The sequence below is a fragment of the Pseudomonas sp. BIGb0176 genome, from assembly GCF_024810175.1.
Lineage (GTDB): Bacteria > Pseudomonadota > Gammaproteobacteria > Pseudomonadales > Pseudomonadaceae > Aquipseudomonas > Aquipseudomonas protegens.
On sequence record NZ_JANUEC010000006.1, the window covers coordinates 136419 to 162736 of the forward strand.

Sequence of the window (26318 nt, forward strand, 5' to 3'; positions counted from 1 at the left end):
GGTGAAGAATTCAATGCAAGCAATGCGTGGCTGGGCCGCTCGGCAGGCGCCGTGGGTCGGTCTGGTAAGCATCCTTGGTGCAGCGCAGCCCGCGTTCGCCGGTGATTACGAAGGTTCGCCCCAGGTGGCCGAATTCGTGGGCGAAATGACTCGGGACTATGGTTTTGCCGGGGAGCAGCTGATGGCTGTGTTCCGCGAGGCCGAGCGCAAGCAGTCGATTCTTGACGCCATTTCGCGGCCCGCCGAGCGGGTCAAGCAGTGGAAGGAATACCGGCCGATGTTCATCACCGACGCGCGCATTGCCCGCGGTGTGGATTTCTGGCGCCAGCATGAAGCGGTGCTGGCCCGCGCCGAGCAGGAATATGGCGTACCGGCCCAGGTAATTGTCTCGATCATCGGCGTTGAAACCTTTTTCGGTCGAAATACCGGGAATTACCGGGTGATCGACGCATTGTCCACCCTGGGTTTCGATTATCCGCCCCGTGCCGAGTTCTTCCGCAAGGAACTGCGCGAGTTTCTGCTGCTGGCGCGTGAGGAGCAGGTCGATCCATTGAGCCTCAAGGGTTCCTACGCCGGAGCCATGGGCCTACCACAGTTCATGCCCAGCAGTTTTCGGGCTTATGCGGTGGACTTCGACGGTGACGGCCACATCAATATCTGGACCAACCCCGATGATGCCATCGGCAGTGTGGCCAGCTATTTCAAACGCCACGGCTGGGTGGCCGGCGAACCGGTGGTCAGTCGCGCCGATGTGCGTGGCGATCGGGTAGATGAAGGCTTGACCACCGGGATCGAACCGACGAAAACCGTCGGGGAGTTGCGGGCCCTGGGCTGGTCGAGTCATGATGCGCTGCGCGATGATATGCCGGTCACCGCTTTCCGTCTGGAAGGTGACAATGGCCCGGAATACTGGATGGGCCTGAAGAATTTTTACGCGATCACTCGCTATAACCGCAGCGTGATGTACGCCATGGCCGTACATCAGTTGTCTGAACAGCTGGTCCAAGCACGGGGCGTCAAGTAATGCTGGCAATGCCAATTCGCAAACCCCTGAAGCTGGTGGCTTTTGCCGCGTTGTCCTTGCTGGTGGTCAGTTGCTCGACGAGTCGCTCGCCGCAGCAGAAATCTTCCACCGCTGTGCGTTCCATGCCGGGCCTGGACGTCAACCGCGCCCACAAGGATGGTGCGCCGTGGTGGGATGTCGACGTTTCGCGCATCCCCGATGCGACCCCGACCCTGCATACCGGCCCCTACAAGGCCAACCCCTACACGGTACTGGGCAAGACCTATTTCCCCATCCAGGAATCGAAGAACTACGTGGCCTCCGGCACGGCGTCCTGGTATGGCACCAAGTTCCACGGCCAGAACACCGCCAATGGCGAGGTCTATGACCTGTACGGCATGAGTGCCGCGCACAAGACTCTGCCGTTGCCCAGTTACGTGAAGGTCACCAACCTGGACAACAATCGCAGCGTGATCCTGCGGGTCAACGACCGTGGGCCGTTCTATTCCGACCGGATCATCGACCTCTCCTACGCCGCGGCCAAGAAGCTCGGCTATGCCGAGACCGGCACCGCCCGGGTCAAGGTCGAGGGCATCGATCCGCAGCAATGGTGGGCTCAGCGTGGCCGCCCGGCGCCGCTGATGCTCAACGAGCCGCAAGTGGCGCAGAATAGCGCGCCGGTGGTTACGGCCTCGGCCGGCACTGTCGAACAATGGACCCCGCCGCCCCAGCAGCACGCGGCGGCTGTGGTTCCCGTACAAGTGAAAAACACGGCAGCAGCTTCTGGCCAGTATCTGCAGGTGGGCGCCTTCGCCAACCCTGACGCTGCCGAGCTGTTGAGGTCGAAATTGAGTGGCATGGTGAGCGCCCCGGTGTTCATCAGCTCGATCGTCCGCAATCAACAGACGCTGCATCGGGTCCGCCTGGGGCCATTCGGCACGCCGGGTGAGGCCCAGCAAGCGCAGAACAGCGTACGCCTGGCGAACCTTGGGCAGGCCAGCGTGGTCTCTGCCGAGTAAGAATACTGAAGATTGAAGATCCGCTTGCGGTATTGGGGGGTGGGTCCTGGTTGTTGGCTCGTCGAACAACAAAAGCCCGGCAAGGGTCAGTGAGTGAACAACTGCACACGCGACAGCCCTTTAGAAGGCTGTCTGAAATAGTTTTGCCCGCAAGGGCAAGTTTCCATTAGCAACTTCGAGAGACGGATGAACATCACCACCTTTGCCAAACGCCTGTGCCTGCTTGTCCCGCTGATCATCACGCCCGCCGCCTGGGCGGTCGAAGCGATGCCGTCGCCACCGCAACTGGCCGCCAAATCCTATGTGCTCATGGACGCCAGCAGCGGTAACGTGCTGGTGGAGAACAATGGTGACCAGCGCCTGCCGCCGGCCAGCCTGACCAAGCTGATGACCGCCTACATCGCGACCCTGGAAATCCGTCGCGGCCAGATCGGCGAGAACGATCCGGTGACCGTCAGCGAGAACGCCTGGCGTACCGGCGGCTCGCGGATGTTCATCAAGGTGGGTTCGCAAGTCACCGTCAGCGACCTGCTGCACGGCATCATCATCCAGTCGGGCAACGACGCCAGCGTCGCGGTTTCCGAGCATATCGCCGGTAGCGAAGACGCGTTCGCCGACATGATGAACAAGACGGCTACCGACCTGGGCATGAGCAACAGCCACTTCATGAACCCTACCGGCCTGCCGAACCCAGAGCATTACTCGTCGGCCCACGACATGGCGGTGCTGGCTCGCGCGATCATCCACGAAGACCCTGCGCACTACGCGATCTACTCGCAGAAGGAGTTCTTCTGGAACGGCATCAAGCAACCCAACCGCAACCTGCTGCTGTGGCGCGACAAGACCGTTGATGGCCTGAAGACCGGCCATACCGACGAAGCCGGCTACTGCATGGTGTCCTCGGCGGTGCGTGATGGCATGCGCCTGATCGCCGTGGTGTTCGGTACCAACAGCGAACAGGCTCGTGCTGCTGAAACCCAGAAGCTGCTGACTTACGGTTTCCGTTTCTTCGAAACCCAGACCTTCTACCAGAAGGGCACCGAGCTGGCCCAGGCCCAGGTCTGGAAGGGCACCACTCATCAGGTCAAAGCCGGTCTGGCCGAAGACCTGACCATGACTATGCCTAAAGGCCAGTTGAAAAAGCTCGCCGCCAGCATGACCATGAACCCGCAACTGATCGCGCCGATCGCCAAGGGCGACGTGATTGGTAAAGTCGAAGTGAAACTGGACGACAAGGTGGTGCACAGCGCTGATCTGATCGCCCTGGAAGCGGTCGACGAAGGTGGTATCTTCCGTCGCATGTGGGATAGCATCCGTCTATTCTTCTACGGCTTGTTCAACTGATATTGTCGACCTGCGTGGCCCTCGTTCCCCAGTGGAGCGGGGGCCATGTCCGTCGTCCGGCTATACGAGGCCGTTACTGCCATGACAGACACTGACGTTAAGTCGCACAAGATTGAGTTTCCCGTCGATGACTATCCGATCAAGGTGATCGGTGACACGGTTGTCGGCTTCAAGGACACCGTGATCGAGATCCTTGCCAAGTACGCCAAGCTGGACATCAAGTCCCTGGCCGAGCGTCAAAGCAGCAACGGCAAGTACACCACCGTACAACTGCACATCACCGCCACCGGTGAAGACCAATTGCGTGATATCAATAGTGCCCTGCGTGCTACCGGTGTCGTCCACATGGTGCTGTGATGCCACAGACGCTGGGCTTTCGTGAGCTTGGCCAGATGGCTTACGAGCCGGTCTGGCAAGCGATGCAGCGCTTTACCAATGAACGCGGTACCGATGCACCGGATGAAGTCTGGCTGGTGCAGCATCCACCGGTATTCACCCAGGGCCAGGCCGGCAAGGCCGAGCACCTGTTGCTCCCGGGGGATATCCCCGTGGTGCAGGTGGACCGCGGCGGCCAGGTGACCTATCACGGCCCTGGCCAGCTGGTGGCCTACCTGCTGCTGGATGTGCGCCGATTAGGTTTCGGTGTGCGGGACCTGGTCAACCGCATGGAGCACTGCCTGATCGAGCTGCTGGCCAGCTACGGCGTGCCGGCGGCGGCCAAGCCCGATGCACCGGGCGTCTACGTCAATGGGGCGAAAATCGCCTCCCTGGGCCTGCGTATCCGTCACGGATGCTCTTTTCATGGTCTGGCCTTGAACGTGGACATGGATTTGCAGCCGTTTCGACGGATTAACCCCTGTGGTTATGCCGGGTTGGCGATGACCCAGCTGAGCGACCATGCAGGGCCGATTGAATTTGCCGAGGTAAGTGCCCGGCTGCGTGCGCAGCTCGTCAAACACCTCGACTATGCTGAGCAGACGACCCTAACGGGCGGAATCGACTGATATGACTACTGCGCAAGACGCTGTTCAAACCCTGATCCCGACGCTGGATATCTCCGAGCGAGCGGCCCGTCCGAAAGTTGAAACCGGCGTCAAATTGCGCGGTGCGGAAAAGGTCGCGCGCATTCCGGTGAAGATCATTCCGACTACCGAACTGCCGAAGAAACCGGACTGGATTCGCGTACGCATCCCCGTCTCCCCGGAAGTCGATCGGATCAAGCAGCTGCTGCGCAAGCACAAGCTGCACAGCGTCTGCGAAGAGGCGTCCTGCCCGAACCTGGGCGAGTGCTTCTCCGGCGGCACCGCGACCTTCATGATCATGGGCGACATCTGCACCCGTCGCTGCCCCTTCTGTGACGTTGGTCATGGCCGTCCGAAGCCTCTGGATGTCGACGAGCCGATGAACCTGGCGGTGGCCATCGCCGACCTGCGCCTGAAATACGTGGTGATCACCTCGGTGGACCGCGATGACCTGCGTGACGGCGGTGCCCAGCACTTTGCCGACTGCATCCGTGAAATCCGCAAGTTGTCGCCGAACGTGCAGTTGGAAACCCTGGTTCCCGACTACCGTGGCCGCATGGATGTTGCCCTGGAAATCACCGCCGCCACGCCGCCGGACGTGTTCAACCACAACCTGGAAACCGTGCCGCGCCTGTACAAGGCCGCCCGTCCTGGCTCGGACTACCAGTGGTCGCTGACCCTGCTGCAGAAATTCAAGCAACTGGTGCCGCATGTGCCGACCAAGTCCGGGCTGATGCTGGGCCTGGGTGAAACCGATGACGAAGTCATCGAGGTCATGAAGCGCATGCGCGAGCACGACATCGACATGCTGACCCTTGGCCAGTACCTGCAACCGTCGCGCAACCACCTGCCGGTCCAGCGCTTCGTGCACCCTGACACCTTCGCCTGGTTCGCCGAGGAAGGTTATCGGATGGGGTTCAAGAACGTTGCTTCCGGCCCGCTGGTACGTTCTTCGTACCATGCCGACGAACAAGCGAAACTGGCCAAGGCAGGCCTGGTTTCCTGATTTGCCTGCCCGCAAGGCGCACGTCTTGCGGGCAGTTCCCCGGCTCTTTCGAGCACTTTCGCAACGCCCGCCGCTTTTTAAATCCCGCCTCTTCTGTTTGACACCATTCATGGCTACTGTGCTTGAGTGAATTCACACAGGGAGAATCTGCATGCCTATCCAACCGACTGCTGCGCTGAACGCCCACCTGCCGGTGCCGGCGCTGGCCGCAGAAGGCGTTATCGGCCTTATTGCACCTGCCGGTCCCGCAGCGCTGGATACTGAAAAAGCCCACCAATGGATGCGCTCCAGGGGATACAGCCTACGGATCTTCCCGGGTGTCGGGTTGCAGGAGGGGTACCTGGCCGGTAGCGACGAAGCGCGCCTCAAGGATCTGCATGAGGCTTTCGCCGACACGGACATAGACGCCATTCTGTGCCTGCGTGGCGGCTACGGCAGCCCCCGCCTGCTGGACAAGATCGATTTCGATCTGTTGCGGCGCAATCCCAAGCCCTTTGTCGGCTACAGCGATATCACCGCCCTGCACCTGGCGATCAACCGTTATGCCGGCTTTGTGAGCTTTCACGGGCCGATGCTCAACGCCGACCTGCTGGGCGACAAGCAGGCGCCCACCGAGGCCTCCTTTTTCAATCTGCTTCGAGGCCAGGCCCGGGCTGGCAGCCTGCTGCCCCATCCCGTGGCCTTCCCCTTGACCACCATCGAGCCGGGCATTGCGCTGGGCTCCCTGCTGGGCGGGAACCTGTCGCTGATCGCCAGTACCCTGGGTACCCCGTATGAGATCAATACCGACGGCATCATCCTGTTTATCGAGGATGTCAATGAGCCGCTGTACCGCATAGATCGCCTGCTCAATCACCTGCGCCTGGCCGGCAAGCTGGAAAATCTGCGTGGGGTATTGGTGGGGGATGTGGCCGGTGTGGATTTTGCGGCGTTGTGCGCTTTGCTCAAGCAGACCTTCGAACCGCTGCGGATTCCGGTGCTGGCGGGATGGCGCAGTGGTCACTGCGACCCCAACCTGACCTTGCCCATGGGCGCGCTGGTCAGGCTGGATGCGGGAGCCAGGGAACTGACCCTGGCGCAGGATGTGGTCTTCAAGTAATCGCAGGGCCGGCGAGGGGAGTGTTTCCCCTGCGCCGGACCGGCTCCTAACGATTGCGCAGGCTTTCCAGCAGCTTGTGGGTCGGATAGCCATCCGCGGGCCAGCCCAGTGCCTGTTGGGCATTACGAATGGCCTTGCGGGTGTTGGCGCCGATGATGCCGTCGGGATTGCCGGCGTCATAGCTGTTGGCACTGAGCAGTGTCTGTAGCTCGATGCGCTCGGAGCGGCTCAGGGGCAGGTCGTCCTTGGGCCAACTGCCGCTGATCTGACCGGCTCCGCCGAAGCGTTCGGAGAGCAGGTTCACCGCCAGGGCATAGGACGAGGAGTTGTTGTATTTGAGCACTGCCCGGAAGTTGTCCAGGATCAGGAACGCCGGGCCGCGGTAACCCGCTGGCAAGAGCAGTGAGGCCGACAGGTGTTCCGAGCCGTAAGGCAGGGCCTTGCCATTGGCAGGAGTCATGCCCAGGCGCATCCATTCGCCCACGGTCTTGCGGGTGGAGGCGTCGGCCAGGGCGTAGTCGAAACCACTGTTGAGCTGTACTTCAAGACCCCAGGGCTGTCCCTGTTGCCAGCCGGAACTCTGCAGATAGTGCGCGGTGGAGGCCAGTGCATCGGCCGGGCTGTTCCAGATATCCCGGCGGCCATCGCCGTCGAAGTCCACGGCGTGGGTGTTGTAGGTGGTGGGAATGAACTGGGTCTGGCCCATGGCTCCGGCCCAGGAGCCGAGCATTTTCTCGGGCTGTATATCGCCATGCTGGATGATCTGCAGCGCAGCGATCAATTGGCTGTTGGCAAACGCCGGGCGCCGACCTTCATAGGCCAGGGTGGCCAAGGAGCGAATGACCGATTTGTTGCCCTGGAAGTCGCCGAAATTGCTTTCCATGCCCCACACCGCCACCAATGCCTGGCGGTCGACGCCATAGCGCTGTTCGATCCGTTGCAGGATGTCGCTGTACTGCACCAGCAGTGCCTGGCCCTTGCGTACCCGTACCGGGGACAGCGCCCCCTCCAGGTATTCCCATACTGGGCGGCTGAACTCGGGCTGGCTGCGGTCGGCCTTGATCACGCTCATGTCCGGGGTCACGCCGGCAAAGGCGCGATCAAATACTTCGGCACGGATACCGGCGCCCAAGGCTTCGGCACGGAAGGCGTTCAACCATTGGTCAAAGGTCTGGGTGGGCTGGATATCCAGGTTGTCGACGGTCAGGGGCGCGACAGTGGCAGGTGCGGCAAGAGGGGCTGCCTGGAGGCTGGGCAGTGGCTGGGCGTCGGCGGCGGTGGGTTTTTCCGCGCAGGCGACTAGCAGAATAAGGCTGGAGGCAGCGATCAGTTGGCGCATGTGCCAACGACGGGAAAGACAAAAGGGCATGCACGGGTCCAGAGAGAATAACAATCAGGTGCAGACCTTATCATGCCGGCGGGGTTCTGGGCTTCAGGCAGCCAGAAAGTAAGAAGCCTCCCAGCTTTTAGACTGGAAGGCTTCGCGGCGGTAGCTGCCTTTGCCCTTGGCCGGGCGTTCCTGACGGCTGCGGAACAGTGGCTGGGCGACGATGGATTTGGCCTTGTTGGGGCCATGCTTGGATGGCTTGCTCATGCTCAATACTCACTTTGGGAGGGAGGTGTTGCGGCGCAGATCATCGGCCAGAGTCGGGCCGCTGTCCAGCATCATGGATGCAGAAAATTGTAAGCGTGACGGGGTGGCCGCTTTACTCGGCCGCAAGCGCCAGGCGCTGGCCGGCCATCAGCAGCGATAAGCGGCTCAGGCTGCTCCAGGGCGAGCCACTGGCCTGTCCCTTGATCTGCGCATCAATGCGCTGGGCATCGAGCAGCAGTTGGCCCCAGCGTTGTGCGGAGTAGCGCTGCAGGGCTTTGCTCATCAGGGGTTTGCGTTTGTCCCAGACGGGCGGGCGAGCCTGGCTGAAGACCTTGTCCAATGGCACGCCCTGGCTGAACTGCAGGGCCAGGTTGGCCAGCAGGCGCAGTTCCCGGGACAGTGCCCAGAGAATCACCGGTGGTTCCACGCCTTCGCCGCGCAAGCCTTCCAGCATGCGCAGGGCATGGGCCGCTTCACCATTGAGGATGGCGTCCACCAGGCCGAATACGTCGAAGCGGGCACTGTCGGCCACCGCCGCCTGGACCGTTTCGACGGTGATCTGGCCGCCCTCGGCCATCAGCTTGAGCTTCTCGATTTCCTGGGTGGCAGCCAGCAGGTTGCCTTCGACCCGGGCGGCGATCAATTCGACGGCATCCTGGCTGGCGGACAAGCCGGCCTGGGACAGGCGCTGGCGAATCCACTGCGGCAGCTGGTTGGCATCCACCGGCCAGATCTGTACGAACTGAGTCTGGGCACCCTCGACCAGCGCCTTGCCCCATTTGGTTTTCTGCGCGCTGCCATCGAGTTTGGGCAGACTGATCAACAGCACCGTGTCTTCGGCAGGCCGCGAACAGTATTCGATCAGCGCTGCTGCGCCCTTGTCACCGGGCTTGCCCGAGGGCAGGCGCAATTCCAGCAGGCGTTTTTCGGCGAACAGCGACATGCTGGCGCCTGCTTGCAGCAGGGTGCCCCAGTCGAAACTGGCGTCGGCGCTGAATACCTGGCGCTCATCGAAGCCCTGCTGGCGTACGGCAGAGCGAATGGCGTCGGCGGCTTCCTGACAAAGCAGTGGATCATCACCGCTGATCACGTAGATCGGTGCGAGAGTGCCTTGCAGGTGTTTGCCGAGTTGGGCGGGGGCTAGTTTCATAGGCGGGTGCCAGGGGGGGGCGCCGGAGCGCCCCGCATGGCTTACTGGTTCGGCAGTTCCATAGGGGACTGTCGCGGGGTTTCCGCCTCAGCCTTGCGTGCGGCTTCCAGGGCGTCGGCTTCTGCCTTGGCCTTGGCTTCGGCGGTCGCCTGCAGCTGGGCAAGCTGTTCCGGGGTCAGCAATTGCAGACGGATCAGCATGCGCTGGATCAGGTCACGACGCATTTCCTTGCGGGTCTCGGAAGACTCCTGGTCGGAACCGGTGATGTTGTTGCCGTCGTGCAGGAAGACTTTCTGCACTTCCAGTTTGTCATCCAGCAGGTGCAGGTTGTCGTGAGTCAGGATCTCATACCTGAGCGTGGTGCCGATCTCGTACTCGGCCGAGTTGCCACCGCCGGTGTAGCTGAGGGTACGCTGGGAGTTCTCCTCGCTCAGCAGCACCAGCTTGTAAGGTGCGCCGGCATGGACTCGCACACCGCTGCTTTCCAGCTGTTGCTTGAGCATCTTGATGGTGGTGCCGTAGGCGTCCCGGGCGCTCAGGTCCAGTTCCTTGATGGTCAGCTCCTGAGTTCCAGTGCCGCGCAGCTGGAAGCCACAGGCGCTCAGCAGCACGGCCAGGCCCATCACCAGCAGATTACGTTTGATCATGTATTGCTCCCCTTGAAACCAGATGGGCCAACCTTGTGGCCCTGGAGGTTTTATTCGGCGCCCGATCGCGGACCGGGCGCCTGATCCAATTAGCTGGCGACGATGTTGACCAGTTTGCCCGGCACCACGATGACCTTGCGAATCGTAAGGCCTTCGGTGAAGCGCAGTACGTTCTCGTTGCTGCGAGCGGCCGCTTCGACTTCTTCACGGCTGGCGCTGGCTGGCATCTCGATCTGGCCACGCAGTTTGCCGTTGACCTGGATCACCAGTTGCAGGCTGTCCTGCACCAGCGCGCTTTCGTCCAATGCTGGCCAGCCGGCATCGATGATCGCGCCGCTTTGACCTAGTTGGCCCCACAGCTCATGGCTGATATGCGGAGTGATCGGGGCGAGCAACAGGGCTACGGTCTGCAAGCCTTCCTGCAGCAGTGCACGGTCCTGTTCGCTGCCTTGCGGCGCTTTTTCCAGGACGTTCATCAGAGTCATCACCTGGGCGATGGCGGTGTTGAATTTGTGATGCTGGCCTACGTCCTGGCTGGCCTGCTTGATGGCCAGGTGGATTGCACGGCGAATGGCTTTCTGCTCGTCGCTCAGGGTCGCTACATCCAGAGCCCCCGGCAGCCCCTGGCTGACGTGGGCCTGGGCCAGGCGCCAGACGCGCTTGAGGAAGCGGTGCGCACCTTCAACGCCGGAGTCGGACCATTCCAGGCTCATGTCGGGCGGCGAGGCGAACATCATGAACAGGCGGCAGGTATCGGCGCCGTATTGTTCGATCATCGATTGCGGGTCTACACCGTTGTTCTTCGACTTGGCCATCTTCTCGGTGCCACCGATCTCCACCGGCAGGCCGTCGGAGATGAGTTTGGCGCCAATGATCTTGGCCTTGCTGTCACGCTCCAGCTCGACATCCGCCGGGTTGTACCAGGTGTAGCTGCCATTGGCTTCGCGACGGTAGTAGGTCTCGGCAATCACCATGCCCTGGGTGAGCAGGTTCTTGAACGGCTCGTTGGAACTCACCAGGCCTTCGTCACGCATCAGCTTGTGGAAGAAGCGCGCGTAGAGCAGGTGCAGGATGGCGTGTTCGATACCGCCGATGTACTGATCCACCGGCAACCAGTGGTTGGCTGCGGCCGGATCTACCAGGCCGCCTTCAAAGTGCGGCGAGGCGTAACGGGCGTAGTACCACGAGGACTCGACGAAGGTGTCCATGGTGTCGGTTTCACGCTTGGCAGGTGCTCCGCATTTCGGGCAGCTGCACTCGTAGAACTCGGGCATGCGCGCCAGTGGCGAACCGGCGCCATCGGGAACCACGTCTTCCGGCAATACCACCGGCAACTGCTCTTGCGGGACGGGTACATCGCCGCAGCTGTCGCAGTGGATGATCGGGATCGGGCAGCCCCAGTAGCGCTGGCGGCTGATGCCCCAGTCCCGCAGGCGGAACTGGGTGCGCGATTGGCCGAGGTTCTTCTTCAGCAGCGCCACTTCGATGGCATCGAACGCGCCAGGGAAGTCCAGGCCGTTGAACTCGCCGGAGTTGATCAGCTCGCCATGCTCGCCGTAAGCGTCCTGCCAGGGCGCCGGAGTTTCATCGCCAGCGCTGGTGCGTACCACGGCCTTGATCGGCAGGTTGTACTTGGTGGCGAACTCGAAGTCGCGCTCATCGTGGGCCGGTACCGCCATGACTGCGCCGTCGCCGTAGTGCATGAGCACGTAGTTGGCGACCCAGACCGGGAGTTTTTCACCGGTCAACGGGTGCTCGACGAACAGCGAAGTCGGCAGGCCTTTCTTTTCCTGGGTCGCCATGTCGGCTTCGGCGACGCTGCCACCCTTGCATTCGGCGATGAAGGCCTGCAGCTCGGGGTTGTCCTGTGCTGCCAGGGTGGCCAGCGGGTGCTCGGCTGCCACGGCAACGTAGGTCGCGCCCATCAGGGTGTCTGGACGGGTGGTGAAGACTTTCAGGGTCCCGGCTTCGCCGATGGAGGCCTGGTCGTAGGGAAATTGCACTTCCATGCCACGGGATTTGCCGATCCAGTTGCGTTGCATGGTCTTGACCTGCTCGGGCCAGCCCGGCAGTTCGTCGAGGCTCTCCAGCAGTTCATCCGCGTAGGCGGTGATCTTGAAGTAGTACATCGGAATTTCGCGCTTTTCGATCAGCGCGCCGGAACGCCAGCCGCGGCCGTCGATCACCTGTTCGTTGGCCAGCACGGTCTGGTCGATGGGGTCCCAGTTCACGGTGCCGTTCTTGCGGTAGATCACGCCTTTTTCGAACAGACGGGTGAACAGCCACTGTTCCCAGCGGTAGTAGTCCGGCTTGCAGGTGGTGACCTCGCGGGACCAGTCCACCGCCAGGCCCAGGCTGCGCAACTGGGTCTTCATGTAGGCGATGTTTTCGTAGGTCCACTTGGCGGGAGCCACGTTGTTTTTCATCGCGGCGTTTTCCGCCGGCATGCCGAAGGCGTCCCAACCCATGGGTTGCAGAACGTTCTTGCCTTGCATGCGCTGGTAGCGGGAGATCACGTCGCCGATGGTGTAGTTGCGCACGTGCCCCATGTGTAGCTTGCCGCTGGGGTAAGGGAACATCGATAGGCAGTAGTAAGTTTCCTTGCCTGGCTGTTCACTGACTTCAAAGGACTTTTGCTCGTCCCAGAACGACTGGGCGGCGGCTTCGATTTCACGGGGCTGATAGTGTTCGTGCATGGCTACTTTTGTACTGAATAGGGGTGGCCTAATCCTCTTCAACGCAACTTCGGGTGGCGATGACGCCAAATGCGGCGTTTTTCAGTGCCCGATGGAGCTGGAAGTGGAGTTACAGGAAGCGCCGTAGCATACATGACCGCACTCTGCCGAGGGAAACCCTGATTGCTCGGGCGGGCCGTTGGTCGCGGCGGCGCGTCGCTTTCGGCTGTCCGACTAAGCTCAAAAAGGGGAGTGAGTCTTATCTTCGATGAGGTGAACGGATGCTTGAATCGCAGCGAAAAGCAACAGAACCGGAGGTGTATGAAAGGCTCCTCAATCGACTGGCTCTGGCCCTGGATGCGGCAAAAACGGCGGATCGACTGCGCAATGAGCGGCCTATCGAGCTGGAGCTGCGGGGTTTGAGCCGGGCGGAGTTTGAATTGATCAGGGCCTATCTGGCCCGCCATCAACGTGAAATGCAGATCAATCCAATGGGCAGTCTGCAACACCAGGAGGTGCCTCGTTCGGCCAAGATCATTTGGCTGAAGGATCAGGCGCCCGTCAAGGCATCGGTGAAAGTCCGATCTCAGCAGTTCAAGTAGGTCCCAGGGCCCCTTATCGGGTCGAGCGAGGTCGCGGCCGAGGACCTCGGGAGCAAAAATACCAGGCATTGGTTGTTGCCGGACAGGTATCCCCTTTAGGCTTCGGGCATCTTGTTGGAGATGCTCGATGCCTTTTCGCTATTTCATCAAACAGTTGCTGCTGCCGCCCGGCATTCTGTTGCTGTTGCTGCTGCTTGCTTGGGGCTTGCGCCGTTCCCGGCCACGGCTGGCAGGTTGGTGTTTTGCCTTGGGGCTGGGTGGTTTCTGGTTGATGAGTCTGCCGGTCATGGTGGAGTGGGGGGCGCGCGGTCTGGAGCGCCTGCCGCCCTTGCCGCAAAGCCAATGGGCGAGCCTGGCCGAGCAGGCGGATGTGATTGTGGTGCTGGGTTCGGGGCGGGAGCGGGGCGATCCGGCGTGGGGCTCCGATCAGCCCACCGGCGTGGGCCTGGAGCGCGAACGTTATGCCGCGCGCCTGGCCAAGGCCTCCGGGCTGCCGGTGCTGACCAGCGGCGGCTTGCATTACGGTACGCCGCCCACCGAGGCTGCGTTGATGGCGCAATCCCTGCTCGATGACTTTGGCGTGACGGTGCGCTGGCAGGAAGGTCGCAGCCGCACTACCTGGGAAAACGCGCAGTTCAGCGCCGAAGTCCTGCTGCCATTGGGGATCAAGCGTGTGGTGGTGGTGACCCAGGCCTGGCACATGCCCCGCTCGGTGTGGAGTTTCGAGCACGCCGGGTTTGAAGTGGTGCCTGCGCCAGTGGGGTTCCTGGGAATGGATAACGCCCGTCCGCTCGGAGGCTGGATGCCTGAGTTCAAGTCGATCTGGCAGAGCGGGCAGTTGCTCAATGAGGCAATGGGCCAATTGGGCTACCGGTTGTTCTATCGCTGATGTCAATCCGGCTCCCTCGGGAGCCGGATTGCCAGTGAGGGCCCTCAAACGGTCTTGGCAATACGGCTGGCCAGCAAGGCCCAGCCAAACAGCAGGGTGCAGAGCACCACCAGCGGCCAGGAGCGCCATTGCAGATACGGCGTCAGGTTGTGCATGGGCACGACCTCGCCGTACAGAATGCCGCGTTCGAACTGGGGAATCTGTACCGTGATCCTGCCGAACGGATCGATCAGCCCGGTGACGCCGTTGTTGGTCGCGCGAATCATCCAGCGCCCGGCTTCCAGGGCGCGCATCTGCGCCATCTGCAAGTGTTGCAGGGGGCCGATGGAAGTGCCGAACCAGGTGTCATTGCTGATGGTCAGTAGCAGGTCGCTACGGGCCGAAAGGCTGGCGGCGAATTCGGGGTAGACCACTTCGTAGCAGATGAACGGCGCTATCTGATAGCCCTTGGCCTGCAGCAGCGGCTGGTCGGCCGGGCCGCGGGCGAAGTCCGACATCGGCAGGTTGAAGAAGTCGATCAGGCCGCGCAGCACTTCCTGCAGGGGCACGTACTCGCCAAAAGGCACCAGCTTCTGCTTGAGGTAGGTGCCGTCCCCTTCGCCGGTCACGGTGATGCCGTTGAAGTAGCGTTTTTCATGGCGTACCAGTTGGCGCACCGGAACGCCGGTAATCAGCGCGGAATGACGGTCGGCGGCAAAGTTGCCCATCATCGTCAGGTAGCCTTCGGCCGACTCCTTGAGCACTGGTACTGCGGTTTCCGGCCAGACCAGCAGGTCTACGCGCTTGCTGCGAAAACTCATGTCGCGATACAGCGCCAACTGGGCGTTGAGCTCGGCCGGGTCCCACTTCATGCTCTGTTCGATATTGCCCTGGATGGCGGCGACCGATAGCGGCTCTCCGGCGGGGCTGGTCCAGGCATGGCCTTTCAGGGCCAGGCCCACGATCCAGGGGGCTGCCAACAGAAGCAGGCCCGCAACGATGAAGGCTTTGCGCCCGGCCTTGATCAGTCGCGGCAGGTTGTAGAGCAGCGCCGCGGTGAGGGCCAGTGAGAAGGAGATCAGCCAGATGCCACCCAGCGGCGCGAGCCCGGCCAGTGGGCCGTCAAGCTGGCTGTAGCCGGAATACAGCCAGGGAAAACCGGTGAGGAACCAGCCACGAAAGGCTTCCTGGCCCAGCCACAGGGCCGCGAATGCCAGGGCGTCCGCCAGCGGCGCTTCATTGCGTCGTAACCAGCGGGCCCAGAGCCAGGCAGGCAGTGCGAAAAACCAGGCGATGGCGGCGATGAAGGCCAGCATCAGCAGGCCGGCAAGCAGGGCCGAGGCGCCGCCATAGGTGTGAATGCTGACGTAGATCCAACTGGTGCCAGCCCCGAACAGGCCGAAGCCGAAGCACCAGCCGCGGCCCAGGGCCTGGCGCGGTGTCAGCTCGCGCAGCCCGGCGTAGAACAGGCCGACTGCCAGCAGCGCCAGAGGCCAGATGTTGTAGGGGGCCAGGGCCAGGGTGGTGATGGCGCCGGCGATCACGGCCAGCAGGTTGCCGGGCCAGCCGGGGCGGGTTGAGCGCTGCAAGAGGCGTTTCATCAGCTCTTTCCTGTGTCGTACCGGGCGAGGCACGAGGAGAATGGTTGGGTTGTTTCAGATGAGCGTCGAGTCACGCAGCGCTGCTCGGCCGATGCGTCCCCGCCCTGTATCGCCTGAGGCCAGGCAAGTGGCCTCAAGACGATATCGCGGTGCGGGGGAGGGCAGATGACCCGTTTCCTCAGCGGGAAATGGGGGTCAGGCGCAGCAGATGAATCCGCCGGCTGTCGGCGTTGAGCACGCGGAAGCGATAGGCGCCGATTTCAGTGATTTCGTTGCGTTTTGGCAAGTGGCCGAACGCACTCATGACCAGGCCGCCTACGGTGTCGAATTCGTCGTCGGAAAAGTCGCTGTCGAAAAACTCGTTGAAGTTCTCGATGGGCGTCAGCGCCTTGATCAGGAAGTCGCCGCTGGGCAGTGGCTTGATGTAGCTGTCTTCCTCGACGTCATGCTCGTCCTCGATGTCGCCGACGATCTGTTCCAGCACGTCTTCGATGGTCACCAGGCCCGCCACGCCGCCGTACTCGTCGATGACGATGGCCATGTGATTGTGGTTGGCGCGGAACTCGCGCAACAGCACGTTCAGGCGCTTGGACTCGGGGACGAAGGTCGCCGGGCGCAGCAGGTCCTTGATGTTGAAGCTGTCACCGTTCTCCTTGAGGATCAGCGGCAGCAGGTCCTTGGCCAGCAGGACGCCCATCACGTCGTCATGGCTTTCGCCGATCACCGGGTAGCGCGAGTGCGCCGAATCGATGACTGCGGGCAGGAACTCCCGAGGGGTCTGGGTCGCCTTGATGCTGATCATTTGCGAGCGCGGAACCATGATGTCCCGGACTTGCAGGTCAGCGACCTGGATGGCGCCTTCGACGATGGCCAGCGCTTCGCTGTCCAGCAACTTGTTCTGATGGGCTTCGCGCAGCAGCTCCAGCAGCTCCTGGCGGTTTTTCGGCTCATGGGCAAAAGCCTGGGTCAGTTTGCCCAGCCATGACTTTTGCCCGTTGCTCGATCGATCTTCGCTCATAGCGATTGCTCTGAATCCTTGGTTGTTACAGGGGGTTGTTGATCAGCTTTCGTCGTCTGCATAAGGGTCCGGATGACCCAGTTCTGCAAGCAACGTTCGTTCCAGCGCTTCCATTTCTTCGGCTTCGTCGTCATCTATATGGTCGTAGCCCAACAGATGCAAGCAGCCGTGAATCACCAGATGGGCCCAGTGGGCCTGAAGTTCCTTGCCTTGTTCAGCCGCTTCGCGCTCGACCACCGCAATGCAGATCACCAGGTCCCCCAGCAATGGGATATCCAGCAGCTCATCCGGTACATCGGCAGGAAATGACAGCACATTGGTGGCGTAATCCTTATGACGCCAGGTGTGGTTCAGCTCACGCCCTTCTGCTTCGTCCACCAGGCGGATGGTCAGTTCCGAATCGGCGGTGCGCTGGCGCAGGGCCAGCTCGCACCACTGGCGGAACTGTTCATCGCTGGGGGCCGGCTGTTGGCTGGCGCGCTGCAGGTCAAGCTCAAGCATCGTGGCGGTTGCCTCGGTCTGCGGCAGCCTTGGCGGCCTCGTCGGCAGCGTGCAGTTCGAAGCGCTCGTAGGCTTCGACGATGCGTTGCACCAGCGGATGGCGCACCACGTCCTTGGGCATGAAGTGAGTGAAGCTGATACCAGGCACATCCTTGAGCACGTTGATCACATGGGCCAGGCCGGACTTGGTGCCCTTGGGCAGGTCGACCTGGGTGATGTCGCCGGTGATCACCGCAGTGGAGCCGAAACCGATCCGTGTCAGGAACATCTTCATCTGTTCCACGGTGGTGTTCTGGCTCTCATCGAGGATGATGAAGCTGTTGTTCAAGGTACGGCCGCGCATGTAGGCCAGGGGCGCGATCTCGATGACCTGGCGTTCGATGAGCTTGGCCACGTGTTCGAAGCCGAGCATTTCATACAGGGCGTCGTACAGCGGGCGCAGGTAGGGGTCGATCTTTTGGGCCAGGTCGCCGGGCAGGAAACCGAGCTTTTCGCCGGCTTCTACCGCCGGGCGCACCAGCAGGATGCGTCGCACCTGCTCGCGTTCCAGGGCGTCCACGGCGCAGGCCACGGCCAGGTAGGTCTTGCCGGTACCGGCCGGGCCAATGCCGAAGTTGATGTCGTTGCCGAGGATCTCTTTGACGTAGCGCTGCTGATTCAGGCCGCGGGGGCGAATCATGCCTTTCTTGGTGCGCAGGGCCACGGCGGCATCGGCTACCGAAGGGTTGTCCAGCTCTTGCACGGCAGACTCCTGCAAGAACAGGTGGACCAGGTCCGGCGACAGCTCGGTGCCCTTGGTTTCCCGGTAGAGACGGCGCAGAAGGTTTTCCGCGGAGGTGGTTTGCTTGGGTTCGCCGATCAGTTCGAACTGATTGCCGCGGTTGCGGATCTCGATCGTCAGGCGCTGTTCGATCAAGCGCAGATGCTCGTCGAATTGCCCGCACAGATTGGCGAAGCGGCGAGCCTCGAAGGGCTCGAGGATGAAACGATGAGGTTCTATGGGTGCGTTCAAGGTCGTTTTTAGCCGCCCAACGGCAATTAAGATGAATTCAAGGATAACGCCAGCAGCCTGGGTGCGAAAGCTCTTATGCGGAGCAAGGGCTGCTGGGGCTTTTCCCTGCCAGGTTATTGCAGCAGGGAGCCGCGCAGCGAGTGAGGCTGCGCCGAGTCGATGTACACGTCGGCGAACTGGCCGATCAGTGTGGGATTGTCACAGCGGAAGTTGACGATGCGGTTGTTCTCGGTCCGTCCCTGCAGTTCGCCCGGGTCTTTCTTCGAGTAGTCGGTCACCAGGATGCGCTGGGTAGAGCCGACCATTTGTCGGCTGATTTCAAAACCTTGCTGGTTGAGGCGGTGCTGCAAGGCGTTGAGCCGTTCCTTTTTCACCGCCTCCGGTGTTTCGTCGGCCAGGTCGGCGGCCGGTGTTCCCGGCCGTTGGCTGTAGACGAAGGAGTAGGAGAAGTCGAAACCGACGTCTTCGATCAGTTTCATGGTCTGCTGGAAATCCTTCTCCGTCTCGCCTGGGAAGCCGACGATAAAGTCCGAACTGATGCAGATTCCCGGAACAGCCGCCCTGAGCTTGCGCAGCTTGGACTTGTACTCCAGGGCGGTGTGATTGCGCTTCATGGCCGCGAGGATCCGGTCCGAACCGGATTGCACCGGCAGGTGCAGGTGCTTCACCAGTTCTGGTACTTCGGCATGCGCCTGGATCAGGCTGTCGGAGAACTCCAGCGGATGTGAGGTGGTGTAGCGGATTCGCTCGATGCCATCGATCGCGGCAACCACGCGAATCAATTCGGCCAGGTCGGCCATGCGCCCGTCGTGGGTTTGGCCGCGATAGCCGTTGACGTTCTGGCCCAGCAGGGTCACCTCGCGGACGCCGTTTTCCGCCAGGTGGATGATCTCGGCGATCACATCGTCGAAGGGCCGGCTGACTTCTTCGCCGCGGGTGTAGGGCACGACGCAGAAGGTGCAGTACTTGCTGCAGCCTTCCATCACCGAGACATAGGCGCTCGGGCCATCGATCCGGGGCTCGGGCAGGTGGTCGAACTTTTCGATTTCCGGGAACGAGACGTCGACCTGCGGCAATTTGGTGATGCGCGCGACGTCGATCATTTCCGGCAGGCGGTGCAGGGTCTGCGGGCCGAAGACCACGTCCACATAGGGGGCGCGGTCGCGGATGGCCGCGCCCTCCTGGCTGGCCACGCAACCGCCTACGGCGATCACCATGTCCGGATTGGCCAGCTTGAGCTCACGCCAGCGCCCGAGCTGGGAGTACACCCGGTCCTGGGCGCGTTCGCGAATGGAGCAGGTGTTGAGCAGGATGACGTCCGCATCTTCGGCGCGTGCGGTGACTTCCAGGGCCTGATGTTCGCCCAGCAGGTCCACCATGCGCGAGCTGTCGTACTCGTTCATCTGGCAACCGTGGGTTTCGATGTAAAGCTTCTTGGCCATGGACGGGATCATCACGTGATTCAAAGAACCGCGCATTATAGGGGCCATGCCCACAGGTTCCTAGGGTTGTGCATCGGGTAGCTATGCTATAGTTCGCGCCCTATTTTTGTCCCCCGATGTGTTACCCGCCCGCCATGACCAAACGTGAAGCTCCAATCTACAAGGTGATTTTCCTCAACCAGGGCCAGGTGTTCGAAATGTACGCCAAGCAGATCTATCAGAGTGATCTGTGGGGTTTCCTGGAAGTGGAAGAGTTCGTCTTTGGCGAGCGCACGCAAGTGGTCGTTGACCCGAGCGAGGAGAAGCTCAAGGCCCAGTTCGAAGGTGTAGTGCGCAGCTTTGTGCCGATGCATTCGATCGTGCGCATCGATGAAGTCGAGCGCCTGGGTACGCCGAAGATCAGCGAGGCCCGCGGGGTGAGCAACGTCATGCCGTTCCCGATGCCGATGCCGGAAAAATAAGCCTGGCCGACTCCGTCTTTCCGGGAGGGCGGTTGTCTGTGTGGAAGCCGGCTCACCGGCGACTGAGGCGCAAATGCCTACGGCAGGGGCGAGAAGGGTGAGCGCCCATCGGCGCTCTGCAGTTCCATCAGGTATTTGCGGAAAATCTGTCCCAGTACCTGGGTTGCAACTTCCAGTTCGTCGCGCTGCATGTGCTCGGCGACTTCGTCGGCGGTGTCCAGGGCGTCTTCGGCGCCATTGACCGCAGCCATCTTCAGCACGATGTAAGCCTGGACGTTATTGGCCGGCACGCCTTCACCGTGGAAGAACATGGTGCCCAGCTTGAATTGCGCCTGGGCATGGCCTTGCAAGGAGGCCTTTTCGAAGTAGCTCAGGGCTTGATTGAAATCTTGCGGCGCACCTTTGCCCTCGTAGTAGAACTCGCCCAACTCGTATTGCGCCTCGGCATCCCCCTCGTCGGCGGCCTTCTGGCAGGCGGTGAGGGCCTCGGCCTGGTCCTGAGCCTGGGGATCGAGGGTGCAGCGACCCAGCGCCGGGATCAACAACGAGTTGCCACCTGCTTGTGCATGCGCGAGCAGGGGCTGAAGGAGCAACAGGCAGCCCAGTGTCAGGGCGCGGCCGGTGCGGTTCATGGGAATCGACTTACCTCTGAGGGGCGCGGGGCCCAGCGTGGGGCCCAATAAGCGCGCATTATGAAATAAGCAGGGCCCACCTTACAAAGTCTTTACTCGTTTTTCTGCTGCGTGGGCGCTATATCCCAAGGATTCATCAGCATTTGCAGGTTTCACTGCAGAAAATTCAAGTAAAGACTACAACGGGCGTGATGTTTCACACGCCCGCCGTCCAGCGCTTACTTCAGGGCGGCGAATGCCCGCTCTGCCGCATCCAGCGTCAGCTGCAACTCGGCCTCGCCGTGGGCGATGGAGGTGAAGCCCGCTTCGAAGGCACTCGGCGCCAGGTATACGCCGCCTTCCAGCATCAGGTGGAAGAAGCGCTTGAACAGGTTGGCGTCGCTGGCCATCACATCGTCGAAGGTGACGATGTCATCGGCACCGCTGAAGTACAGGCCGAACATGCCGCCAGCCTGGGTGGTGACGAACGGAATGCCTGCTGCATCGGCGCGTTGTTGCAGGCCTTCGAGCAGACGGCTGGTGTAGTCGCTCAGTTCGGCGTGGAAGCCCGGGCGGCTGATCAGGCGCAGAGTGGTGAGGCCTGCGGCCATGGCCAGCGGGTTGCCGGACAGGGTGCCGGCCTGGTAGACCGGGCCCAGGGGCGCGATGTGCTCCATGATCTTGCGCTTGCCGCCGAAGCAGCCTACCGGCATGCCGCCGCCGATGATCTTGCCGAAGGTCGACAGGTCGGGTGTCACGCCGTAATGGGCCTGAGCGCCACCGAGGGCAACACGGAAACCGGTCATCACTTCGTCGAAGATCAGCACTACGCCGTGCTGATCGCAGAGGCGACGCAGGCCTTCGAGGAAACCCGGTGCCGGGGGTACGCAGTTCATGTTGCCGGCCACTGGTTCAACGATGATGCAGGCCACTTCCTGGCCTACTTCGGCGAGCATTTTTTCCACCGCCGCAATGTCGTTGAAGGGCAGGGTCAGGGTGTGCTTGGCGAAAGCCGCGGGCACACCGGCGGAGCTCGGCACGCCTTGGGTCAGGGCGCCGGAGCCAGCCTTCACCAGCAGGCTGTCGGAGTGGCCGTGGTAGCAGCCTTCGAACTTGATGATGCTGTCCCGGCCGGTGAAGCCACGGGCCAGGCGAATGGCACTCATGGTGGCTTCGGTGCCCGAACTGACCATGCGCACCATTTCCATGGATGGCACGATGGAGCACACCAGGTCGGCCATTTCGGTTTCCATGGCGGTCGGTGCGCCGTAGGACAGGCCGTGTTCCAGTTGCTTGCGCACGGCGTCCAGGACATCAGGGTGGCTGTGGCCAAGAATCATCGGGCCCCAGGAGCCAACGTAGTCGACATAGCGCTTGTCGTCTTCGTCGGTGACGTAGGCACCTTCTGCGTGTTTGAAGAACAGCGGGGTGCCGCCCACGCTCTTGAAGGCGCGGACAGGCGAATTGACGCCACCCGGGATGTGTTTCTGGGCGTTGGCAAACAGGGTTTCGGAACGAGACATGATCGGGCTCTCAAAAATCAGCTGTTGAATAGGGCGTTGAAGGCGCGGGCGCGGCGGGTCACTTCTTCGGCGCTCTCGGCGCCGAACAGGCCGTGGACCACCGCCAGCAGGTCGGCGCCGTGGTTCACCAGTGGCGCGGCGTTGTCCAGGGTGATGCCGCCGATCACGCAGATCGGCAGGTGCAGGCTGGCCCGGGCCTGGTCCAGCAGCTCCAGGCTGGCCGCAGGCGCGCCGGGTTTGGTGGTGGAATTGAAGAAACGGCCGAAGGCGACATAGCTGGCGCCATCCTTGGCGGCTTGCTCGGCCAGTGGCAACTGGCTGTGGCAGGTGGCACCGATGATCGCCTGGCGGCCCAGCAAGGCTCGGGCCGGGGTCAATGGGCCATCAGTCTGGCCCAGGTGCACGCCGGCACCGATACGCGCCGCCAGCTCGGCATCATCGTTGATGATCAAACGGGTCTTGTAGCGCTCGCACAAGGCCAGCAGGGTTTCGGCTTCCCGCAGTCGGCGGGCCTGGTCGTCGCTTTTGTCGCGGTACTGCAACAGCGTGACACCGCCTTCCAGCGCCGCCTCCACGTACTTCAGAAACTTGCCGGCCAACAGTTGGCTGTCGGTGATGGCGTACAGACCACGTAGTTTCATTGAGCAGGCCTCATGACATTACGAGCAGAAATCCAGCGGCAAGCGGCGCGGAACGAACTGGCCACGGCCAAGCTGTTCGGCATCGCGCAGGGTGCGCCAGGTGTAATCCAGGGCGGACTTCACCGCACTGGCCAGGTGTTCACCTTGGGCCAGGCGGCCGGCCAGTGCGCTGGCCAGGGTGCAGCCGGAGCCGTGGTAGCTGCCCGGCAAGCGCTGGCAGGTATAGGTTTTGCGCAGGCCGTCACGGCTGTACAGGCGATTGTGGACTTCGTGTTCATCGCCGTGGCCGCCGGTGATCAGCAAATGCTTGACGAAGGGCAGGAGTTTTTCGGCGCATTGGTCGGCGCTGCCTTCAGGCAGTTCCGCGAGAATTCGGGCTTCGGGAAGGTTGGGGGTGGCAATGGTTGCCAGGGGCAGGAGGCGCTCGCGCATGGCGTAGCCGACTTCATCCTTGCCCAGCCGGCCACCGCCGCCGGCGCGCAACACCGGATCGCAGACCACTGGCAGGTGCGGGTGGGCCTGGAGCAGCTCGACCACGGTGTCGACCATTTCCAGGGAACCGAGCATGCCCAGCTTGACCGCCGCTACCGTGGAGTCGTTGAGCACCGCATTGGCCTGGGCCAATACCCACTCGCGATCCAGGACGCGGAAGTCGCTGACATTGACCGTGTCCTGCACGGTCAACGCGGTGACAGCCGGAGCTGCATGACAACCCTGAGCCAGCAGGGCTTCGATATCTGCCTGCAGGCCGGCGCCACCACTGGGGTCGTGGCCGGAGAGACAGAGGACAACGGGGCGAGAGCTGTAGATATTCATGGGCGGCGAGCTTACCACCAAACGTTTTTTTTCGCGGCGCTCGACATATAAGAGAGGGGCGATCTGGCGCCGGCCAGCCCACTTGACCGAAGCAACAGCTCTAGCCCGCTGGATTGCGCTGAAAGCCCCGTTCTAGAGCCTTTAGACTAAAACTTACAATGGTGTTCAATGGCCATCAGCGGCTATGCTAGAGTGGATTCAAATCAATAACAGGTCATGCCGGTTCTACGTCTGCTCAAGGGAAATGGGGGACTTCCTGACACCACCGGACAAGCCACGCTGGGGCTTTATGCACTATTTGCTGATGTTGCTGTTGAGCTTGCCGATGCTGGCTGGCGCCGCCGAGTTCGACGAGTTCACTCAACGCCTGCCCTTGGGCCGAGTGATGCAAGTACTCGAAGACGCGGGGGGGGAGGCGACCATTGCCGATGTCAGCTCGGGGCCTCTGGCTGAACAATTCAGACCCCACGACAAAGACACCCTCAACGCCGGTTATTCGCGCTCGGCGTTCTGGCTGAAGATCGACCTCGACTATCGCCCCGCCAACCCGAGCGCACAACGCAGCTGGTTGCTGGAGTTGGCCTATCCGCCTCTGGACCACCTTGAACTGTACGTCCCTGACGAGTCTGGTGGTTATCGCCTGGCGGGTCGTACCGGGGATGCCTTGCCCTTCGACAGTCGAGAGATTCGCCAGAACAACTACCTGTTCAACCTGAATTTTTCTCCCCACGAGCACAAGACCGTCTACCTGCGGCTGGCCAGCGAAGGCTCGATCCAGGCGCCGGTGAGCCTGTGGTCCAGCAGTGCTTACCTGGAAGCCCAGCCGGTGCGGTTGTATGTGCTCGGGCTGATTTACGGCGTGCTGCTGGGGATGCTGGTGTACAACCTGTTCATCTACCTCAGCGTGCGGGACACCAGCTACCTCTACTACATCGTCTATATCGCTTCCTTCGGTCTCTATCAGCTGTCGGTCAACGGCGCCGCAGTGGAGTACTTCTGGCCCGACAGCCCCTGGTGGGCCAATGCCGCGACACCGTTCTTCATCGGTTCGGCAGGTTTGTTCGGCAGCCAGTTCGCCCGCAGCTTCCTGCAGACTTCCCGCCACAGCCCCTGGGTCGACCGTGTGCTACTGGCCTTGATGGCCTTTGGCGCGCTGGTCATGGCGCTTTCACTGATGACCAGTTATGCCCTGGCATTGCGCCTGGCCACCACCCTGGCCCTGGTGTTCACCGTGGTGATCTACGTGGCCGGGATTGTCGCCTGGTGTCGAGGCCTGCGCGTGGCACGCTATTTCATCATCGCCTGGTCGGCCTTTTTGTTTGGAGGGGTGATCAACACCTTGATGGTGCTGGGTTACCTGCCGAATGTGTTCCTGACCATGTACGCCAGCCAGATCGGCTCGGCGATCGAAGTGGCGTTGCTGTCCCTGGCCCTGGCCGATCGCATCAATGCCATGCGTGAGCAACAGGCCCAGACACTGCTCGAAGCCGGGCAGAAGCTTGAAGTGTTGAACCAGCAACTGGCCCACAGCAACCGGCTCAAGGACGAATTCCTGGCCACCCTGACCCATGAGCTGCGGACCCCGATGAACGGCGTCATCGGCTCCCTGGAACTGATGCAGACCCTGGAACTGGATCCGGAGCTGGAGCAATACCAGCAGACAGCGGCCGGCTCGGCGCGGGACATGATGCGCATGGTCAACGGCATTCTGACCCTGACCGAGCTGCAGGCCGGCAAGCTCAGCGCCCAGCGTCAGCCGTTCAGCCTGCGCTCCCTGCTGACGACACTGCAGACCCAATACGGCGCCAGTGCCGCCGCCAAGTCGCTGGCTTTCCAGATCGACTTGAGCGCCGGGCTGCCCGATCGCTTGCAGGGCGACCGCTGCAAACTCAGCCATTGTCTGGAGTGCCTGCTGGACAATGCCATCAAGTTCACCCCTTCGGGCAGCGTGGTGCTGCGGGTGCTCACGCGTTCCGTGTCGGCGCAGCGGGTCAGCCTGAGTTTCGAGGTGATCGACAGCGGTATTGGCTTCGTCAACCTGGATGAAGCGACCCTGTATCAGCGTTTCTTCCAGCTCGATGGTTCCATGACCCGTGAATATGGCGGGCTGGGTATCGGCCTGGCGATCTGTCGGCAGTTGGTGGAGTTGCTGGGCGGGCAATTGACCCACGAATCCACGCCAGGCCGGGGCAGTTGTTTCCGCCTGCTGGTGGAGTTCGACGCCCAGGAACCCGCCCCGCGCTCGCCGGCGGCAGTGGCGCGACGCTTGCCCCGGGACTGCACCGTGCTGCTGGTGGACGACAACGACGTCAATCAGTTGGTGGTCAGGGGCATGCTGCTCAAGCTGGGCTACCAGGTGCGCACCGCCGGTAGCCCTACTGATGCCCTGCAATTGCTCGGGCGTGAGCTGGTCAGTGCGGTGTTGATCGATGGCGAGATGTCCACGGCGCAACTGGGGGCGTTTCGCTTGCAGGCCCAGGCGCTGCCCGGCTACTCCCAATTGCCCATCCTGCTGGCCTGCGTGCCCGGCAAAGAGGGCTGCCCGGCGGGGGCTGGCTCCGACTATCTGGCTAAACCGGTGAAGTTCGAGGCCTTGCAAACGGCATTGTCGAGATATGTGCTCTCTGTGGAACAGGGCGAAAGCGCCGACATTTAGGCAGGTA

The 26318-nt window shown here is 61.9% G+C and carries 25 protein-coding genes; 11 read left to right on the plus strand and 14 right to left on the minus strand.

Translation table 11 applies throughout. From position 1 onward, the window contains the following. The first annotated feature begins 13 nt into the window (after positions 1-13). From mltB to M2395_RS29205, 7 genes are all read left to right on the plus strand, one after another. Complete coding sequence (gene mltB, locus M2395_RS29175) at positions 14-1024, plus strand: lytic murein transglycosylase B (protein WP_011063668.1); 1011 nt, start codon at positions 14-16, stop codon at positions 1022-1024. Next, a complete protein-coding gene (locus tag M2395_RS29180; RefSeq protein ID WP_011063667.1) occupies positions 1024-2022 on the plus strand; it encodes a septal ring lytic transglycosylase RlpA family protein in 999 nt (332 codons plus the stop codon). The genes mltB and M2395_RS29180 overlap by 1 nt, the downstream gene beginning before the upstream one ends. A 186-nt stretch (positions 2023-2208) precedes the next feature. Next, positions 2209-3366: a D-alanyl-D-alanine carboxypeptidase family protein gene (locus M2395_RS29185; RefSeq protein WP_011063666.1), complete on the plus strand. Its 1158-nt coding sequence runs from the start codon at positions 2209-2211 to the stop codon at positions 3364-3366. Positions 3367-3447: 81 nt separating this feature from the next. Continuing rightward, complete coding sequence (locus M2395_RS29190) at positions 3448-3723, plus strand: DUF493 domain-containing protein (RefSeq protein WP_011063665.1); 276 nt, start codon at positions 3448-3450, stop codon at positions 3721-3723. Further along, positions 3723-4370, plus strand: coding sequence for a lipoyl(octanoyl) transferase LipB (gene lipB, locus M2395_RS29195; protein WP_011063664.1), 648 nt, complete (start codon positions 3723-3725; stop codon positions 4368-4370). Before M2395_RS29190 ends, lipB begins: the two co-directional genes overlap by 1 nt. Before the next feature lies 1 nt (position 4371). Beyond that, positions 4372-5394 carry a lipoyl synthase gene (gene lipA / locus M2395_RS29200; RefSeq protein WP_011063663.1) on the plus strand — a complete coding sequence of 341 codons (1023 nt, stop codon included), beginning with the start codon at positions 4372-4374 and terminating at the stop codon, positions 5392-5394. Between the two features lie 151 nt (positions 5395-5545). Further along, a complete protein-coding gene (locus M2395_RS29205; protein WP_011063662.1) occupies positions 5546-6493 on the plus strand; it encodes an LD-carboxypeptidase in 948 nt (315 codons plus the stop codon). 46 nt (positions 6494-6539) lie between these two features. On the opposite strand, the gene M2395_RS29210 is transcribed toward M2395_RS29205, so the two are convergent. The 5 genes from M2395_RS29210 to leuS form a co-directional block, all read right to left on the minus strand. Continuing rightward, positions 6540-7862, minus strand: coding sequence for a lytic murein transglycosylase (locus tag M2395_RS29210; protein ID WP_015637165.1), 1323 nt, complete (start codon positions 7860-7862; stop codon positions 6540-6542). Between the two features lie 63 nt (positions 7863-7925). Then, complete coding sequence (arfA, locus tag M2395_RS29215) at positions 7926-8087, minus strand: alternative ribosome rescue factor ArfA (protein ID WP_015637164.1); 162 nt, start codon at positions 8085-8087, stop codon at positions 7926-7928. Positions 8088-8199: 112 nt separating this feature from the next. After that, positions 8200-9237 carry a DNA polymerase III subunit delta gene (holA, locus tag M2395_RS29220; RefSeq protein WP_123431463.1) on the minus strand — a complete coding sequence of 346 codons (1038 nt, stop codon included), beginning with the start codon at positions 9235-9237 and terminating at the stop codon, positions 8200-8202. A 41-nt stretch (positions 9238-9278) separates the two neighbouring features. Continuing rightward, complete coding sequence (gene lptE / locus M2395_RS29225) at positions 9279-9884, minus strand: LPS assembly lipoprotein LptE (protein ID WP_123431464.1); 606 nt, start codon at positions 9882-9884, stop codon at positions 9279-9281. A gap of 89 nt (positions 9885-9973) precedes the next feature. After that, a complete protein-coding gene (gene leuS, locus M2395_RS29230) occupies positions 9974-12580 on the minus strand; it encodes a leucine--tRNA ligase (protein WP_077934837.1) in 2607 nt (868 codons plus the stop codon). 260 nt (positions 12581-12840) lie between these two features. Here leuS and M2395_RS29235 point away from each other — a divergent pair, with 260 nt between their 5' ends. Next, positions 12841-13161, plus strand: coding sequence for a hypothetical protein (locus tag M2395_RS29235; RefSeq protein WP_011063656.1), 321 nt, complete (start codon positions 12841-12843; stop codon positions 13159-13161). 127 nt (positions 13162-13288) lie between these two features. Next, complete coding sequence (locus tag M2395_RS29240; protein WP_015637160.1) at positions 13289-14050, plus strand: YdcF family protein; 762 nt, start codon at positions 13289-13291, stop codon at positions 14048-14050. 44 nt (positions 14051-14094) lie between these two features. Here the strand turns inward: M2395_RS29240 and lnt are convergent, their stop codons facing one another. The 5 genes from lnt to miaB form a co-directional block, all read right to left on the minus strand. Continuing rightward, the gene (gene lnt, locus M2395_RS29245) at positions 14095-15618 is read right to left on the minus strand and encodes an apolipoprotein N-acyltransferase (RefSeq protein ID WP_026020052.1); all 1524 of its coding nucleotides are present in this window, start codon (positions 15616-15618) and stop codon (positions 14095-14097) included. A gap of 190 nt (positions 15619-15808) precedes the next feature. After that, a complete protein-coding gene (locus tag M2395_RS29250; RefSeq protein ID WP_011063653.1) occupies positions 15809-16648 on the minus strand; it encodes an HlyC/CorC family transporter in 840 nt (279 codons plus the stop codon). Between the two features lie 42 nt (positions 16649-16690). Beyond that, complete coding sequence (gene ybeY, locus M2395_RS29255) at positions 16691-17149, minus strand: rRNA maturation RNase YbeY (protein WP_011063652.1); 459 nt, start codon at positions 17147-17149, stop codon at positions 16691-16693. After that, on the minus strand, positions 17142-18161 hold the full coding sequence (locus M2395_RS29260) for a PhoH family protein (protein WP_011063651.1): 1020 nt from the start codon (positions 18159-18161) through the stop codon (positions 17142-17144). The genes ybeY and M2395_RS29260 overlap by 8 nt, the downstream gene beginning before the upstream one ends. Before the next feature lie 113 nt (positions 18162-18274). Continuing rightward, entirely contained in the window at positions 18275-19603 is a 1329-nt protein-coding gene (gene miaB, locus M2395_RS29265) for a tRNA (N6-isopentenyl adenosine(37)-C2)-methylthiotransferase MiaB (RefSeq protein WP_011063650.1), read from the minus strand. Positions 19604-19737: 134 nt separating this feature from the next. Between miaB and M2395_RS29270 the strand changes: the two genes are divergently transcribed. Further along, positions 19738-20064 (plus strand): DUF1820 family protein, encoded by a 327-nt coding sequence (locus M2395_RS29270; RefSeq protein WP_007927079.1) that lies wholly within the window; start codon positions 19738-19740, stop codon positions 20062-20064. 77 nt (positions 20065-20141) lie between these two features. Here the strand turns inward: M2395_RS29270 and M2395_RS29275 are convergent, their stop codons facing one another. The 4 genes from M2395_RS29275 to M2395_RS29290 form a co-directional block, all read right to left on the minus strand. After that, positions 20142-20696 carry a tetratricopeptide repeat protein gene (locus tag M2395_RS29275; protein WP_011063648.1) on the minus strand — a complete coding sequence of 185 codons (555 nt, stop codon included), beginning with the start codon at positions 20694-20696 and terminating at the stop codon, positions 20142-20144. 218 nt (positions 20697-20914) lie between these two features. Further along, positions 20915-22198: a glutamate-1-semialdehyde 2,1-aminomutase gene (hemL, locus tag M2395_RS29280; protein WP_011063647.1), complete on the minus strand. Its 1284-nt coding sequence runs from the start codon at positions 22196-22198 to the stop codon at positions 20915-20917. 17 nt (positions 22199-22215) lie between these two features. After that, positions 22216-22839 carry a thiamine phosphate synthase gene (gene thiE / locus M2395_RS29285; protein ID WP_015637157.1) on the minus strand — a complete coding sequence of 208 codons (624 nt, stop codon included), beginning with the start codon at positions 22837-22839 and terminating at the stop codon, positions 22216-22218. An 18-nt stretch (positions 22840-22857) separates the two neighbouring features. Beyond that, a complete protein-coding gene (locus M2395_RS29290) occupies positions 22858-23655 on the minus strand; it encodes a hydroxymethylpyrimidine/phosphomethylpyrimidine kinase (RefSeq protein ID WP_015637156.1) in 798 nt (265 codons plus the stop codon). Between the two features lie 289 nt (positions 23656-23944). On the opposite strand from M2395_RS29290, the gene M2395_RS29295 reads away from it, so the two are divergent. Then, on the plus strand, positions 23945-26311 hold the full coding sequence (locus M2395_RS29295) for a hybrid sensor histidine kinase/response regulator (protein ID WP_053160197.1): 2367 nt from the start codon (positions 23945-23947) through the stop codon (positions 26309-26311). Positions 26312-26318 lie beyond the last annotated feature (7 nt).